Source organism: Pseudogracilibacillus sp. SE30717A (genome assembly GCF_037071985.1).
In the GTDB taxonomy this organism is placed as follows: Bacteria; Bacillota; Bacilli; order Bacillales; family Amphibacillaceae; genus Pseudogracilibacillus.
The window spans coordinates 429,945-445,060 of sequence record NZ_JAXHDF010000002.1; the positions used below are offsets into that span (position 1 = coordinate 429,945).

At 36.3% G+C, this 15,116-nt stretch carries 13 protein-coding genes; 3 read left to right on the forward strand and 10 right to left on the reverse strand.

Translation table 11 applies throughout. The features are described 5' to 3' along the window. Nucleotides 1-176 precede the first annotated feature (176 nt). Nucleotides 177-1,376 carry an iron-containing alcohol dehydrogenase gene (locus SPD48_RS04935; RefSeq protein WP_336256946.1) on the forward strand — a complete coding sequence of 400 codons (1,200 nt, stop codon included), beginning with the start codon at nucleotides 177-179 and terminating at the stop codon, nucleotides 1,374-1,376. Nucleotides 1,377-1,470: 94 nt separating this feature from the next. On the opposite strand, the gene SPD48_RS04940 is transcribed toward SPD48_RS04935, so the two are convergent. The 5 genes from SPD48_RS04940 to SPD48_RS04960 all read right to left on the reverse strand — a co-directional run bounded on the left by SPD48_RS04940 (nucleotide 1,471) and on the right by SPD48_RS04960 (nucleotide 8,228). Continuing rightward, nucleotides 1,471-1,857 carry a DoxX family protein gene (locus tag SPD48_RS04940; protein ID WP_336256947.1) on the reverse strand — a complete coding sequence of 129 codons (387 nt, stop codon included), beginning with the start codon at nucleotides 1,855-1,857 and terminating at the stop codon, nucleotides 1,471-1,473. A gap of 644 nt (nucleotides 1,858-2,501) precedes the next feature. Next, nucleotides 2,502-3,839 carry an APC family permease gene (locus tag SPD48_RS04945; RefSeq protein ID WP_336256948.1) on the reverse strand — a complete coding sequence of 446 codons (1,338 nt, stop codon included), beginning with the start codon at nucleotides 3,837-3,839 and terminating at the stop codon, nucleotides 2,502-2,504. Nucleotides 3,840-4,021: 182 nt separating this feature from the next. Further along, nucleotides 4,022-5,500: an aldehyde dehydrogenase family protein gene (locus SPD48_RS04950; protein ID WP_336256949.1), complete on the reverse strand. Its 1,479-nt coding sequence runs from the start codon at nucleotides 5,498-5,500 to the stop codon at nucleotides 4,022-4,024. A gap of 64 nt (nucleotides 5,501-5,564) precedes the next feature. Then, a complete protein-coding gene (locus SPD48_RS04955) occupies nucleotides 5,565-6,935 on the reverse strand; it encodes an aminotransferase family protein (protein WP_336256950.1) in 1,371 nt (456 codons plus the stop codon). A gap of 51 nt (nucleotides 6,936-6,986) precedes the next feature. After that, nucleotides 6,987-8,228, reverse strand: a complete 1,242-nt coding sequence (locus tag SPD48_RS04960) for a M20 family metallo-hydrolase (protein ID WP_336256951.1) — start codon at nucleotides 8,226-8,228, stop codon at nucleotides 6,987-6,989. A gap of 185 nt (nucleotides 8,229-8,413) precedes the next feature. On the opposite strand from SPD48_RS04960, the gene SPD48_RS04965 reads away from it, so the two are divergent. Beyond that, the gene (locus SPD48_RS04965; protein ID WP_336256952.1) at nucleotides 8,414-9,793 is read left to right on the forward strand and encodes a sigma-54 interaction domain-containing protein; all 1,380 of its coding nucleotides are present in this window, start codon (nucleotides 8,414-8,416) and stop codon (nucleotides 9,791-9,793) included. A gap of 189 nt (nucleotides 9,794-9,982) precedes the next feature. Then, the gene (gene aguA / locus SPD48_RS04970; protein ID WP_336256953.1) at nucleotides 9,983-11,080 is read left to right on the forward strand and encodes an agmatine deiminase; all 1,098 of its coding nucleotides are present in this window, start codon (nucleotides 9,983-9,985) and stop codon (nucleotides 11,078-11,080) included. Nucleotides 11,081-11,367: 287 nt separating this feature from the next. Here the strand turns inward: aguA and SPD48_RS04975 are convergent, their stop codons facing one another. The 5 genes from SPD48_RS04975 to SPD48_RS04995 all read right to left on the reverse strand — a co-directional run bounded on the left by SPD48_RS04975 (nucleotide 11,368) and on the right by SPD48_RS04995 (nucleotide 14,945). Continuing rightward, complete coding sequence (locus SPD48_RS04975) at nucleotides 11,368-12,393, reverse strand: 5-methylcytosine restriction system specificity protein McrC (RefSeq protein WP_336256954.1); 1,026 nt, start codon at nucleotides 12,391-12,393, stop codon at nucleotides 11,368-11,370. Nucleotide 12,394: 1 nt separating this feature from the next. Then, nucleotides 12,395-12,625: a hypothetical protein gene (locus SPD48_RS04980; protein WP_336256955.1), complete on the reverse strand. Its 231-nt coding sequence runs from the start codon at nucleotides 12,623-12,625 to the stop codon at nucleotides 12,395-12,397. Between the two features lie 65 nt (nucleotides 12,626-12,690). Further along, nucleotides 12,691-13,203, reverse strand: coding sequence for an McrB family protein (locus SPD48_RS04985; RefSeq protein ID WP_336256956.1), 513 nt, complete (start codon nucleotides 13,201-13,203; stop codon nucleotides 12,691-12,693). A gap of 10 nt (nucleotides 13,204-13,213) precedes the next feature. Further along, nucleotides 13,214-13,585, reverse strand: coding sequence for a hypothetical protein (locus SPD48_RS04990; RefSeq protein WP_336256957.1), 372 nt, complete (start codon nucleotides 13,583-13,585; stop codon nucleotides 13,214-13,216). Between the two features lie 292 nt (nucleotides 13,586-13,877). Then, nucleotides 13,878-14,945 carry a hypothetical protein gene (locus tag SPD48_RS04995; protein ID WP_336256958.1) on the reverse strand — a complete coding sequence of 356 codons (1,068 nt, stop codon included), beginning with the start codon at nucleotides 14,943-14,945 and terminating at the stop codon, nucleotides 13,878-13,880. Nucleotides 14,946-15,116 lie beyond the last annotated feature (171 nt).

Here is a 15,116-nt window from a genome sequence, read left to right on the forward strand (position 1 = left end):
GAAAATACTTTAATCAATCACTGTTACGATCAGATAATTGCCGGCGCATAACATATAACCATTAAAAGAGATTGACGCTATTAAAAATGTTTTGTATAGTAATTGAAATTACATTTTGTTTACTGCGTCTTTATGCACTTGTTTTTGTTAACTTAAAAGCTTGGGGAGGAGAAAAAATGTATACGATGTATTGTAGAAGTTATCAAAATATCATGAAAGTAGCTTCTTATGCTCTGCCTTGGCGTGAGCCGAAATTATTGGAAGGAGAAAACAGTTTATCTAAACTTCCAAAAATCATAAATGAACAGAAAATTGAAAGCGTTTTAGTCATTACTGACAAGGACATAGTAGCAATCGGATTAATGGATGGTTTTCTTAAAGGCCTTGAAGATGAAGGCATTAAATTTGTTGTGTACGACAAAACCGTACCAAATACACCGATTGAAAATGTTGAAGAAGCTGTGAAATTTTATAAAGAACATAATTGCCAAGGTATTGTAGCTTTTGGTGGGGGTTCATCAATAGACTGCGCAAAAATTGCAGGTGCAAGGATTGTCAGACCGAATAAAAGCGTTCCCCAAATGAAAGGCGTATTAAAAATAGTAAAGAAGCTGCCACCATTATTCGCAGTGCCAACTACTTCAGGTACAGGAGCGGAAGCAACATTAGCTGCAGTCTGTTCTGACACAAATACATTTGAAAAATATCCACTAATGGATACCTCACTTATTCCACAGTATGCAGTGCTTGATCCTTCCCTTACAGTAAAACTTCCTCCACATCTTACCGCTGCCACTGGAATGGATGCACTGACACACGCAATAGAGGCGTATATCGGTAGAAGCAATACAAAAATGACCAAACAGTGGAGTTTAGAAGCGACGAAGATCATCTTTGAAAATCTATATAAGGTATATAAAAACGGAACAAATATAACTGCACGTAAAAAGATGCAAAAAGCCGCCTACTTGGCTGGAATGGCCTTTACACGTGCCTATGTTGGGTACGTACATGCCATCGCTCATACTTTAGGGGGATTTTACAATGTTCCTCATGGGCTCGCTAATGCAATTATCCTTCCCTATGTCCTTGACTATTACGGATCAACTGTTCACGAGCCATTGGCTGAACTTGCTGATGTAATTAAAATCAGCAATGAAACAGATTCATCTGAACAAAAAGCACAAAAATTTATCCAGGCAATACGAGATCTAAATGAAAAAATGGAAATTCCAAACAAAGTGAATGGTATTATCGATCGTGATATTCCACTAATGGTACAAAGGGCATTGGAAGAAAGCAATCCGCTTTACCCTGTACCGAAAATACTTTTTAAAGAAGATATCTCTGAACTTTTCCAAAAAATAAAAGGATAACCCGTCCAGAAGGATAGGAAAATTTATGGAAAATTACTCATGAATATATTTTTTTCTCCTATAATTCCATGGGCTAATGATCAGCTGTTTGCGATTACAAAAGTTGCTTTTCTTTATCCCTCCAAACTAACACTAACAAAATGAGCATCACTATATCCAGTCGCGATTCAAATACGAATGACAAAATGCCCTCATTTAATAAATATGGGAGTTTTGCGACCGCGAGTGCACCAATCATAATGATAATGAGTGGGATTGTTGCTTGCTTTACATACATTCTCGCTACCATTAGAACACCACAAATAATTTCAATCATTGCCAAAAGAAACAGAGTTGTATTAGGGTTGGGAAAACCTAAGCTTAAAAAAGTTTGTTTAAACTCTGGGACTAATAATTTCACCACACCTGAGACGATAAAAACATATCCGACTGCATAACGAATCCAATTGAACACTTGCAAGGCATGAACACCTCCAAACATGAAATTTCCCTTTTTATCATGCTATGCAAGAAAGTGGACAAATCTTCTAGATATGTTTCGACAAAGACAAAATTTTAGGAGTTTATTCAAGACTAAAATGAATCGCTCTTTTCCTTTCAATTAGAACAAACACCTTCTCTAGAAGAAAAAATTGAATGATGAAGTTCTTAGAGAGACGATAAAAAAGTATTATTTGAATAAATATGATACTTTTAGAACTTATAAAAGGTATAGATGAAAACAATATTTTGGAATACGAACGATTACAAAAAATTAAACGGCCTTAGCCCCATCGCATATAGAGCTAAAGCCTTTTAAGCATATTAATATTTCCTCTGTCAATTTGCCAGGGAGCAGTTCACTAAATAATTTACTTTTACGGCGAATTATATGTTTTATTTAGCAAAATTCGGGAAAAATTCAGCACTATCATCAAGTCTTTAACTAATCATACAATGATTCAGGACTATTCCCTACCATTCAGCAAACCACGACTACATTTCACCGATCACCATGAATGTAAAAATCGTCCCCTCTAACTATACCACTCTGTCATCCAGACACATGTAAACGCTCGCATAATTATCTTAATTTACATGTCTGACCATCTATTTTACGATGAATGTTTCCGTTTTTACACTCGATTACGCTTCAAGTTGTTCAAACTCGATTTGCGGTGGTTCCTTTTTAAAGAAATTTGTCGTAACAGCTAAATAAACAACACCTAACAATGTCCAAATAACTCCAATTGTAATTGCAAACACATCAAGATTAAGCCACAAATATACAACAAATAAGAAGCCAATTAGTGGCAATATCAAATTTCCAATCGTAAATCTAACCGTTCGCTCCCCCCTATGTCTAAAGTATTGTAAGATCACACAAACGTTAACAAATGAAAATGCAGTAAAGGCACCTACATTAACTAGTGATGAGGCCTGTTCCAAATTTAAAAACATTGCGGAAAGTGCAAGAACTCCTACTAGCATTATGTTAGGTACTGGTGAATTGTATTTTGGATGTAAATAGCCAAAGAAACGTTTTGGCAATACACCATCACGACCCATAGCATACAATAGCCTTGATGCGCTTACCTGAGCAGCTAGACCGGATGCAAAAACGGAAAACAACGCACCTCCAAGGAAGAAGGAAAGAAATAAGTTTCCGCCTATTATTACGGCTATTTCTGGAGAAGCCCCTTCAATATCATTAAAAATTGTTACATCTGGGAAAAGTGATTGCATAAAATAAGTTACGATAAAGAAAGCAACACCACCTAAGGATGCTACTAGAATAATGGCTTGGGGAATTGTTTTTCTAGGATTGACTGTATCTTCTGAAAGTGTTGTAATTGCATCAAATCCAATAAAGGAAAGTGCTAGGATTGCAGCTGCACCAAAAACCCCTGAAAACTCACCACCAGAAGGAATCATCTCACCGATAGAGATAAAATGCTCTGGGCCCAATACGATAGACCGGACAGTGAGTATTGCAAAAATAATCACAACTAACACCTGGAAAAAAACGAGAAATAGATTGACGGATGCGGCAATTTTTACCCCAAAATAGTTTAGCGCACTAATTACGACTATCAAACCAACTATCCATGCCCAGCCCGGAACTTGGGGAAATCCTGAGGAGAGATATATTTTAGCCAAAAGCGCATTGATCATCGGCAATGCTAAATATGCTAAAAATGAGACCCAACCTACAATAACACCTACATATGGATTTAAAATATTCCTAGTATACGTATAAACAGAGCCTGCATTCGGGTACTGTTTTACTAATTTCCCGTAGCTTAATGCAGTGAAAAATATTGCTGTAAAGACTACGACATAAGCTGCCGGAACGAACCCTGCCGATATGTCAGCCGCTATTCCGAATGTATCAAAAACTGCCATTGGCGCCATATACGCCAGTCCGATTGCAACGACATGAATCAACTTCAGTTTTCTTTGAATTTGGTTTGTTTGATTCATAAAAACACTCCCCCAATTTTATTTTTATCCTTTAAATTAAAACAATTTTTAGCTCTCTCGCTATAGATGTATACTCTCTTTTTTCTTAATTACAATGAAGTTATTGTTAAATGAATCCGCTCTCATTAATATGCTCTTCTTAAAGGTTGCCTAGCAATCCCGAGATAGCCAGGCAACAGTATTTACTCCAAATTAATCCAAATATTTTTAACTTCTGTATAATTTTCTAATGCATAAGAGCCCATTTCACGGCCGAAACCAGACTGTTTATATCCACCAAATGGGACAGCTGGGTCTGTAACATTATACGTGTTAACCCAAACTGATCCTGCCTTTAACTTTCTAGATACCGTATGCGCATCTTTAAGATTCTCTGTCCAAATTCCAGCCCCTAATCCGAATTGGCTATTGTTTGCCCGCTCCACCACTTCATCGATAGTTTTATAAGGCATAACTACAACTACTGGTCCAAAAATTTCTTCTTTGGCAATTGTCATGTCGTCTTCAACGTCAACAAAAACAGCTGGTGTGACATAATAGCCTTTATCTAACTCTTTCCCGCCGCAGAGAAGATTTGCTCCTTCTTCCACACCTTTTTTAACATATGATGTGACAATGGTTTGCTGTCTTTCTGAAACTAGCGGTCCCATCTTAGTTTCTTCATCAAGTCCGTCGCCCAATTTTACGTTGTTTGCAAATTCTACTAATCTGTCAACAACCATTTCATACATCGATTCATGTACAAACACTCGTGAACCAGCACAACAAACTTCCCCCTGATTAGCCATTATGCCATTGAATACGCCGGGAATAGCTTTATCCAAATCTGCATCAGGCAAAATGATATTTGGTGATTTACCGCCTAACTCAAGTGTTACCCGTTTCATCGTATTAGCCGCTTCTTTCATAATCGATTGTCCGACCGGTGTTGATCCGGTAAAAGCAATTTTATTTACCTTAGGATGTTTGACAAGCGCATCTCCGGCAACTTTTCCAAAGCCATTAATAATATTGACAACCCCTTTAGGGAATCCAGCCTCTTCAACAAGTTTAGCTAGGTATACCGCAGATAATGGGGTCTGTTCGGCAGGTTTCAAAATAATCGTACAACCTGTTGCAAGAGCTGGTGCAATTTTCCATAATGCCATCATGATTGGGAAGTTCCATGGTATAATTTGACCTACAACCCCAACAGGCTCATGCACCGTATAATTGAATGAATTTGGAGAAATTGGTACTGTCTGCCCTGTCATTTTTGTCGTCCAACCCGCAAAATACCGTAGCTGTTCAATTGCATTCGGTAAATCGGCACTTCGCATTTCAGAAATGGGCTTGCCATTATCAAGTGTGTCCAATTGGGCAAGCACTTCAAAATCTCGTTCCATCAAATCCGCTAATTTATGCATGATCCGAGATCTTTCTGAGGCACTCATTTCTGTCCAGCTTCCTTCTTCAAAAGCCTTTGATGCAGCTTCAACCGCAAGATCAACATCCTTAGGACCTGCTTCAAAAATAGTAGCGAGGACTTCTCCTGTTGCCGGGTTTGTCGTTTCAAATGTTCTACCGTCCGCTGATTCCTGCCACTGACCATTAATAAAAAGCTTTTTTGGTTCTTGTAAAAAATCCGTAACCTTCGGATGTAATAACACTTTAGCACTCATAGTAATCCTCCCTGACTAATCTAGCTATTTTCTTATCACAACTTCCAAACGATAAACTAACTTCTTATATTTTCTTTGCTACCGCTGCTAGACTATCATCAACAATTGCAATGATCTTTTCGATTTCCTCTTTTGTAACAATAAGTGGTGGTGCGATGGCTACAATGTTCATTCCAGGTTCAAAGTCAAATGCTCTGATTAAAAGATTCCTTTCATAGCACTCATCAATAAGCGTGATTGCAGCAGGGAAATCTGTAAATGGAACGCCAGCCTCTCGGTCCTTCATCAAATCAAAACCAGCAAGTAAACCTTTACCTCTTGTCTTTGTCACGAAATTATATTTTTTCTCCAAGTAATCCATGCCTTTTTTAAGTTCTTCTCCCATTAAATGAGCATGTTCTACTAACCCATCACGTTCCAATATTTCTAAGTTTTTCAGACCGACAGCACAAGCAGTTGGATGACCACTGTATGTAAATCCATGTGCTAGCATCCCGTCAAATTGTGTAATCGTATCTCTTATTTCTTCACGCATGATTACTCCGCCAAGTTGGGCATATCCACTTGTAATTCCCTTTGCAGTAGACATGAAATCTGGCACAACCTCCCAATGATCCACTCCGAACATTTTTCCAGTTCTACCAAAGCCACATATAACTTCATCGGCAATGAAGTGAATGTCATTCTCATCACAAAGTTTTCTTACTGCTTTTAAATAGCCTTCAGGTGGTATGTGGACACCGCCAGCACCTTGAATTGGCTCCATAATAACGGCAGAAATTTTTTCCTTTCCTTCTTTTTCAATAATAGCTCGGATGGAATTTTCGTATTCCGGATGACTTCTATCACCTAGTTCACATTCCGTCAAATGCGGTTCAGCATTTACGATATCCGGATCTGATGAACCAGAAAAGTTACGGTACACATCAATTCCTGTTGCCCTTTGTGCCGCAACAGTCACACCATGGTATCCTCTTCTTAAAGAAATGATTTTCTTTTTCTCTTTAAATCCTTTTAATTCCCAATAAAATCTTGATAGTTTAAAAGCGGTATCATTTGATTCCGAACCACCCGAGGTAAAGAAGATCGTATTCAAATCTCCCGGAGTTAAAGCGGTAATCTTTTCAGCAAGTCTCACCATAGCTTCATTTGCATATCCATAAAATGTTGTCGTATAAGCAGCTTTTTTCATTTGCTCATAGGAGGCTTCCGCTATTTCTTTATTTCCATGACCTAGGTTTACATTCCACAGCATGGAAACGCCATCAATATATGTTTTCCCAGTCATATCATTCAAATAAATACCATTTCCATCTTTGAAAATAAGTTTCGGACCTGTTTCCGCCTGTACTTTCGGATTTGTGGACGGGTGAAGAATATGTTTTTTATCTAGTGTTCTTAATTCATTCATTAATGACTCTGTTTTTTGTACCATTGAAATCTCTCCTTATCTATTGATTACTATTCCAATAACAATTTCCTGCATTTATTCCTGTAAATTCGCTAATTTACATATTGTATAAAGTAGTACATTTGCTCCCTTTTCAATATCTTCATCAAGAGTAAGCTCTTTCTCATTATGACTGATACCACCAATGCTTGGCAGAAAAATCATTCCAGTGTCAGCTATTTCAGCCATGTATTTTGCATCATGACCCGGACCACTGAAAAATTCCATTGTGGAATAATCCCATTTTGCAGCACTTTCAGAAATAGCTTCCATTACAACTGTAGAAAATTCAACTGTATCTGAATGCCAATCTGTTGTAATTGTCAGCTCTACATCACCAATTAAAGCGATTATACTCATTTGCTCTTTCAATTTATCAATCGCATACATTCTAGTTTCATTGTTTTCATGGCGAATGTCGATGGAAAATTCAACTTCACCCGGAATAACATTGGTAATGTTAGGAATCGCAGCTATTTTTCCAACTGTCGTTTTCAAACCGGGAATTTCCTTTGTTATCCCGTTAACTTTATCGATCATTTTTGCTGCCGCTACAAGTGCATCTCTTCTGTTTTCCATCGGTGTTGGACCAGCATGGTTGGTTTCACCTGTCACCTTTACTGTTAGCCAGTTATCCCCTTGAATGCCTTTCACAATGCCGATTGACTTTTCATTATTTGCAAGTATTGGCCCCTGCTCAATATGCAGTTCAATAAAATAGTTAATATCTCTTATTCTATTTTTAGCTTCCCCCTTATACCCAATCTCTTTTAGTGAGTGTTCAAAACTGACACCTTCTGTATCTTTCCGACTGTAGACATAATCCTTATCAAACACACCTACTGCAGCTCCGGATCCTAGCATTGGGGGTACAAAACGCGCACCCTCTTCATTTGTGAAATTTACAATCTCTAGCGGATAATTCGTTTCAATATTATTTTCATTTAGTACTCGAATTACTTCTAAACCTGTCAAAACACCAAGAATACCATCATATTTTCCCCCGCATGGCTGTGTATCTAAGTGCGAACCAAACGCCACTGCCGGGGCATTATTTATTTTTCCTTCTCTTCTTCCGTATATATTACCAAAATCATCAACCCTTACATCCAAGCCTTCTTTCTTTAACCAATCAATAAAAATATCACGCATTGTTTTGTCTTCTTCAGTCAAGGCCAAACGGTTAAGACCGCCATTTTCAGTCGTACCGATAGAAGAGCTTACATTTAGTGTGTCAAGTAATCGTTCTCTGTTAATCTGCAAAAGTAATGATTCCATATGTCCCCTCCTTACTAATGACTTATGCAAGTTCCATGCCAAAGTAAATATTTCTTTATATTCCCTGTTTGAAAGCGCTTCTTTAAATTTCGAACCAGTTACTATATAATAAAAGTGAATCATAATCGACACAATTGAACCGAAAATGACACAATCATTTATAAAAGAAGATGGAGTTGGATAAGATGGAAAAGCATTTCTTCGAAAACAAGCATTTTCACCATGTTTTTAATCACTTAAATGACGGTATCTTTATAGCAGATAAAAATGGCCTTGCATTATGGTGCAATGATATGAGCACAGTACAAATCGGTGCCCCCCGCTCCGAAATCATTGGCAGAAATGTCACAGATCTTGAAAATAATAAATTTTTTACCCCTTCAGTAACTAAACTTGTTCTAGAAAAAAGAGAGGTCGTTACAAAAGTACAAACATCTAAAAATCGACAATTTCTAGCCACAGGATGCCTTGTAAAAATCAAGGAAGATAATACAGAGTATATTCTTGTTCAAGTAAAAGACATTACAGAAACAGTCAGATCTAGCCTCAAACTCGAACAAGCAGAGACACTTTTAAATAAGTACTGGGAAGAACTTCAAGAAATACGCAACAGTAAAAAAATAGAAAGACAAAAATCATTAGTCATCGGTAAAAGTAAAAAACACGAAGAAATGTTAAGTTTAATTGACAGGATAGCATCCGTTGATGCAAATATATTATTACATGGAGAAACAGGTGTTGGAAAAAGTTTGATTGCCGAAGAACTGCACAAAAAAAGCAACCGGAGTGACAAACCCTTTGTCCAAGTGAATTGTGGCGCTATCCCAGAGGCTTTATTGGAATCAGAGCTTTTCGGATATAAACAAGGTGCTTTTACTGGGGCAAGTGCTAGTGGAAAAATAGGGTTGGCTGAAAAAGCTGACGGTGGTACACTTTTCCTTGATGAAATTGGTGAACTACCATTATCTCTCCAACCTAAAATACTGCAATTAGTTCAAAATAAATCATTTATCCCTATTGGTACAACGGTACTAAAAACGGTGGATATACGGATCATCACTGCTACAAATCGAGATCTACCAGAAATGGTAAAAGACAGGAAGTTTCGGGAAGATTTATATTACAGATTAAATGTTGTTTCTGTTAAAATTCCATCTTTAAGAGAAAGAAAGGAAGACATCCTTCCACTAGCAAATCATTATTTTGAAATATTTAAAGATAAGTATAATAAAAATGCTTCCTACACAAAAGAAGTCGTTCATTATTTACAACAATACAATTGGCCAGGGAATGTTCGAGAACTAGAAAATATGATCGAACGACTTATTGTAACAGCAAAAACAGAAACGATTGATATCCATGATATAACAGATCAGATACTGCACGAACCAGAGGAAATGGGGTACACACTAAACGGGAGAAGTCTCACTGAGTATTTGGATAGTATTGAGAAACAATTGATTGAAAAGGCAAAAAAGGAACACGGATCAACGAGAAAAGCAGCCCAATCCTTGGGTTTAACACAATCCTCGTATGTACGGAGATTGAAAAAATACGACCTGTGATAAACAGTTAAGAAGTCTGATTCATATTCGAATCACTTTTATCCCCACAGATATTTCACGAAAATATCTGTGCTTGATTTCTATCTTAAATATATCATGTTTACAACATTAACATTCAGAAAATTCATAGACTTTTTCATGGCATAAAACTTGCATAGTTATTAAACAGAGATACAAAGGAGGATATACATGGTTAAAACAATTAAAAGTACACCTAAAAAAGATGGGTATAGAATGCCAGGCGAATTCGAACCCCATAAAGGCACCTGGATGTTATGGCCAACTAGAACAGATACATGGAGAGCTGGTGCAAAACCTGCACAACAGGTATATGCCGCTGTGGCGAACACAATTGCTGAATTTGAACCAGTTACAATAGGGGTTAGCACCGATCAATTTGAACATGCACGAGCACTTTTAAATGATAATGTTCGAGTTGTTGAAATCTCTTCAAATGATGCCTGGATGCGTGATATTGGACCTACATTTGTAAAAAATGATAATGGCGAGGTTCGTGGTATTGACTGGGGTTTCAATGCTTGGGGCGGATTAGACGAAGGATTATATTTCCCATGGGATCAGGATTTACTTGTCGCAAGAAAAGCGTTAGAAATCGAACAAATCGACCGATATGACGCGACGGATTTTATATTGGAGGGTGGAGCTATCCATACAGATGGTGAAGGCACACTATTAACGACGAAACAATGTCTATTAAATCCAAACAGAAATCCTCATCTATCAAAATCAGAAATTGAAAATAAATTAAAAGACTATTTAAATGTCCAAAAAATCATTTGGCTTGAAGAAGGTCTTAATAACGATGAAACAGATGGTCATGTGGATATTGTCGCATTTTATGTCAGGCCAGGTGAAATAGCAATCGGATGGACAGATGACCCTAATCATCCGCAATACGAGGTACTTCAGAATATTTATCATCAACTAGAGAAGGAAACAGATGCCAAAGGAAGGAAGTTAAAAATTTATAAAGTCCCAATGCCAGAGGAAATTAGTCTAACAGAATCAGAAAGCCGTGAAATTGATGTAACGGATTACAGTTACGATCGTTCAAGTGAAGTAAAATTTTCACCTTCTTATATTAACTGCTATCTATGCAACGGAGCTGTAATCTTACCAATATATAGCGATCCACAGGATGAAAAGGCAATTGAAATTTTCAAAGAAATGTATCCGGAACGGCAGATTGTAACCATCAACACCAGAGAAATCTCCTTTGGCGGAGGAAACATTCACTGTATAACACAACAGCAACCAATCCCGTAAAAAATGATAGAATTTTTACTTTAATGGAATGGAATAAGGTGTGATACTCACTATGAGTATGAAAAATAACCGCTTATGAAATTACTTTTAATTTTATAAGCGGTTTATAAGCCAAACTTTGTCCACTCAAATTAAATGGCTTTCGGTCTATTTACCAACTTGCTACGATGAAAGATATTTGTGCCTAATTTACTCCAAGACTAGTAGTCGGTCACACCCCTGCCCCCCTAATGAAAAGGTGAATTAAAATGTGTTTTTTCTATCTCTGTTAATTATTCAAAAACGGCCTACAATAACTGCAATAAAGTTTCTTTAATCGTAACCCATTTCGCTCCAAGATCAATAGTCATTACTTCCATTGTCATCCGTTCGTCCCAATGATAAATCTCATTTACTTCAACCCCATTATACGGATAAATTAATATTCCTCTCACACACTCAAATTTCATAGGTTGATGTTGTAAATACGTAAAGAGTTGATACATATTTGCACTGTGAAACGATGTTTTATCCCGATAAACTTGAAACATATGTTTATAATATTTTGCATCGATAACTATTTTTTTCGCTTCAACTCGATAAGTCAAGGAAACATCTGTCAACATTCCCGGAAGATACGCTCTGTTACCTTTTAAATTCCATCCCAAACGCTCACTCTGAATCCAATACTCTCGTTGTTCAAGACGATAAAAATTGAATAAAAACTTCTCAAAAATTGTATTAAGTGCCTGATCGTCAATTTCAGCGTTAAATAAACTCCACTCTCCACTTTGATGGGATAACAAATCCAACTCAAATAGTAAATACGCGATATGAATCATTCGCTTATAGTACATATTGTGACGATGGAACTTCATTCGCAAAAATATTTCTTTCGTTAATACACACTCCGAAACTGGGTAGAGTTCTTCCCGTAAGTGAAAGCTCGTCCGCTTATTTTTCTCATTTACTTTATTGTTCCATTGAATCCTTTCTAACGTCGCTTTCATTATTTGATTAAGTAAAACATCTTCAGAATACTCATTTTTCTCACAGACAACTATTGGCTTTCTTCTCATGATATAAGGCATCGACTCACTTAGTAACAATCGTCCACTTAAATTGCTCGTCTCTTGAATACTTGAAACATAATTTCTCACTAATCCTTTATGCAAAATAGATTGAACTTCCCGATTAAATTGTTCCACCAAAAAATCAAACGTCAGTAAGTCATCTTCCACTTGATTTAGACTTTTAACCATCTCCGGCAAATCATTTGCATAACTAAGTAAATAAAAGACATTACGAATTGGAACCTTAAAGCTATTAGACATCTTACATACCCTCAATTAATTCGGTAACTTTTTCAGGACGATCAAAATAATACTCTTCTAGTAACGGTTTAATTTCAAAAGCAACCACATTTTCAAACCACTTCTGCTCACCCAACTGTTTCGGTATCGACGTAAAAAAGGAATGGCCAATTTCATACCCTCTACCCAATTGATAGTCATCTCTAATATCTGTATTGATTTTGTGTACTGCTTGTAAAATTCTTTCTATCATTTCCTCTGAAATTCCTTTTTGCTGCAAATAATTCTGCCATTTTGTATTAAATTGCGGGTCTAATGTTACAAATGAAACCTTCTTCGGAGTGCAACATCCAACTGAGCAAGTGACCTGTCCGCTGTATTCATCGTTCCAATTAAAAATACATTTTCCGGTACAGTAAACTTCTCCTTTGAATACCCCATCGTTACATACTCATCACGTTTCTCTTTTTCAATTAACATAAACAGCTCACCAAAAACTTTTGATAAGTTTCCACGATTGATCTCATCAATAATAAAATAATAATTTTGTTCAGGATTCATAATAGCTCGTTCACAAAAATCATAAAATACACCATATTCCAGTTGAAACTGTCCTTGTTCATTTGGACGATATCCCATCACAAAATCTTCGTATGCGTAGTTTTGGTGAAATTGCACAATTTCAAGACGCGTATCATCTTTTTCACCCATTAGCGCATAAGCGATACGCTTGGATAAAAAGGTTTTCCCTACCCCTGGTGGCCCCTGCAAAATAATATTGCGCTTATAATCGAGTAAATCTGCAATCGTATCAAACATCTGTTCATCCATAAACACTTCTTTAAGAAAATCCTTTTGAATATGGATCTACCTTCACTTCTTGTTCATCATGTAACTTCGAGACAGCTTCAAATAAGTTAGGCTTCAATATCCATTTAAAATGGCCACTTTGCATATATTCTCCATTGAATAAAACCCGCCAGTAAGAATCTTTTCCTTCCTTATTCTTTGGAAAATCTGCGTTCATTTCTTTCTGAATCCGTCTGGCTAAATGTGTAAGTGTTAAATTTACCGCATGTGGACTAACTCCTAATGCATCACCCATTTGTTTACAAGAAGCTCCTCCGCCGAGTTCGTACATTTTATGAATATATTGTAAGTCTTTTGGATAAAATAAATCGTTGTTTTTTAATAACTTAAGCCATGTCTCCACATCATAAATATCTTCTGTATAAAGCCCTTCCTCATCATTTTGCTCAGGTTGTACTTTCTTAGCCAGTTCGACAAATTTATCATAAAAATGATCATAGGAAAAATCCGCGATATCCGCTACTGTTTCTCGATCCGCTTTACCACTATTTATATGTTCAGCGCCATAATACGTACCGTAAGAAATAAGTCCTTCATTAATACCTACATAATATTGGATTGCTTTCTGATGAGTCTCATACTTAGTTTCATAAACTGCTAACCAACAATGATCCGTTCCAAATTGTTGATTCCAATCAAACCCATTTTAATACTCTACCCTCATAAAAATCGATCCCTTGAAATTCCGGTATATCACGAATCGCCTGATGAACCGTTTCTAACTCTACTTGCACCTTTTTTCGTTTAAAAGCATAATAGATTTGGAATAAAATTGTGAAATTATTCCAAGACTTTAATATGTCCTTATCGTACGCAGCTTTCACTTCATTTTTTATTTGTTCTAAATCAGTAATGGTAATATTCCCTTCTGTTAATACCTTGTCCAACAGTTCAAATCTTATTAGATTGATCTTGATCTTATTTCGATAAAACGCTCGTCTTTCTCGTAAAATATCTTTATCTAGACGTTTAATTTCTTCCAGAAATTCCGCTGCATTCTTTTTATAATTCCGCAGTTTAACTGATAAATCATATAAATATTCCACAGCACTTTCCACTTTTATTTTGTCATATTCACTACTACAAAATAAAAAGTCTTGTACATCCAACATCGTAATATCCGGGTTTTCCACCTTTAAGTGGTCAAGTATCACTTCACATATGGTCATATATGTATCATAATTCTCACTGACAGAAGCCAGTTTAATATCAATGGTATATGCTTTTTTCACTTGTTGATAAAGTGATCCCTTATATAAAGGATACGTTTCATAATCATAGGCAGCAAATAAGAATCCAAAAAATGGTGCATTAAATCTTGCCTTTTCATTAAATGTTTGACTCACTTCTCTAAACTGATTGATTCTGTCCCTTAAAGGAATCGACTCATCATAAAGTTGATTCCATAACTGCGCTGCTTCGGCTGGTTTTGCTTCTACATATGTTACAAAATCATCCACAGCTGCCCAATAAACAAACGTCCCTTCATTCGGATTAAGTTTTTGCAGCTCTTTCGCCATAAACACTACATTTTCTTCCGTTATTGGACTATTTGCTTGGAAAAGTTCTCTCGTCCGCTTTAACATTTCAAATTTATAATTTTCATCATACGTATCAGTTTTCTTAAACTCTATATATCTTGTTAAGGCAATATCTAAATAATTATCTTTAAGGACTTGTTTTTTGATCGCTTCACGATTCATTTGCTGTACACCTCTAAAATTCAATTTTTATTTAAACTTTTTACATCCATTTAGTAGAATTATATCTTTTATTTACTTGTTGAATTTGTAAGATTAAATGTATGTAGTCTCTAACATAGCATTCGAACAATTTCATCAAGTTTAAATGCATTAACCAATTAGCCTTCTTCC

What these genes read in the sequence shown, in the direction of transcription:
- SPD48_RS04935 (WP_336256946.1), top strand. Translation starts at nt 177, where the DNA reads ATGTATACGATGTATTGTAGAAGTTATCAAAATATCATGAAAGTAGCT.
- SPD48_RS04940 (WP_336256947.1), bottom strand. Translation starts at nt 1,857, where the DNA reads ATGTTTGGAGGTGTTCATGCCTTGCAAGTGTTCAATTGGATTCGTTAT.
- SPD48_RS04945 (WP_336256948.1), bottom strand. Translation starts at nt 3,839, where the DNA reads ATGAATCAAACAAACCAAATTCAAAGAAAACTGAAGTTGATTCATGTC.
- SPD48_RS04950 (WP_336256949.1), bottom strand. Translation starts at nt 5,500, where the DNA reads ATGAGTGCTAAAGTGTTATTACATCCGAAGGTTACGGATTTTTTACAA.
- SPD48_RS04955 (WP_336256950.1), bottom strand. Translation starts at nt 6,935, where the DNA reads ATGGTACAAAAAACAGAGTCATTAATGAATGAATTAAGAACACTAGAT.
- SPD48_RS04960 (WP_336256951.1), bottom strand. Translation starts at nt 8,228, where the DNA reads ATGGAATCATTACTTTTGCAGATTAACAGAGAACGATTACTTGACACA.
- SPD48_RS04965 (WP_336256952.1), top strand. Translation starts at nt 8,414, where the DNA reads ATGGAAAAGCATTTCTTCGAAAACAAGCATTTTCACCATGTTTTTAAT.
- aguA (WP_336256953.1), top strand. Translation starts at nt 9,983, where the DNA reads ATGGTTAAAACAATTAAAAGTACACCTAAAAAAGATGGGTATAGAATG.
- SPD48_RS04975 (WP_336256954.1), bottom strand. Translation starts at nt 12,393, where the DNA reads ATGTCTAATAGCTTTAAGGTTCCAATTCGTAATGTCTTTTATTTACTT.
- SPD48_RS04980 (WP_336256955.1), bottom strand. Translation starts at nt 12,625, where the DNA reads ATGATAGAAAGAATTTTACAAGCAGTACACAAAATCAATACAGATATT.
- SPD48_RS04985 (WP_336256956.1), bottom strand. Translation starts at nt 13,203, where the DNA reads ATGGATGAACAGATGTTTGATACGATTGCAGATTTACTCGATTATAAG.
- SPD48_RS04995 (WP_336256958.1), bottom strand. Translation starts at nt 14,945, where the DNA reads ATGAATCGTGAAGCGATCAAAAAACAAGTCCTTAAAGATAATTATTTA.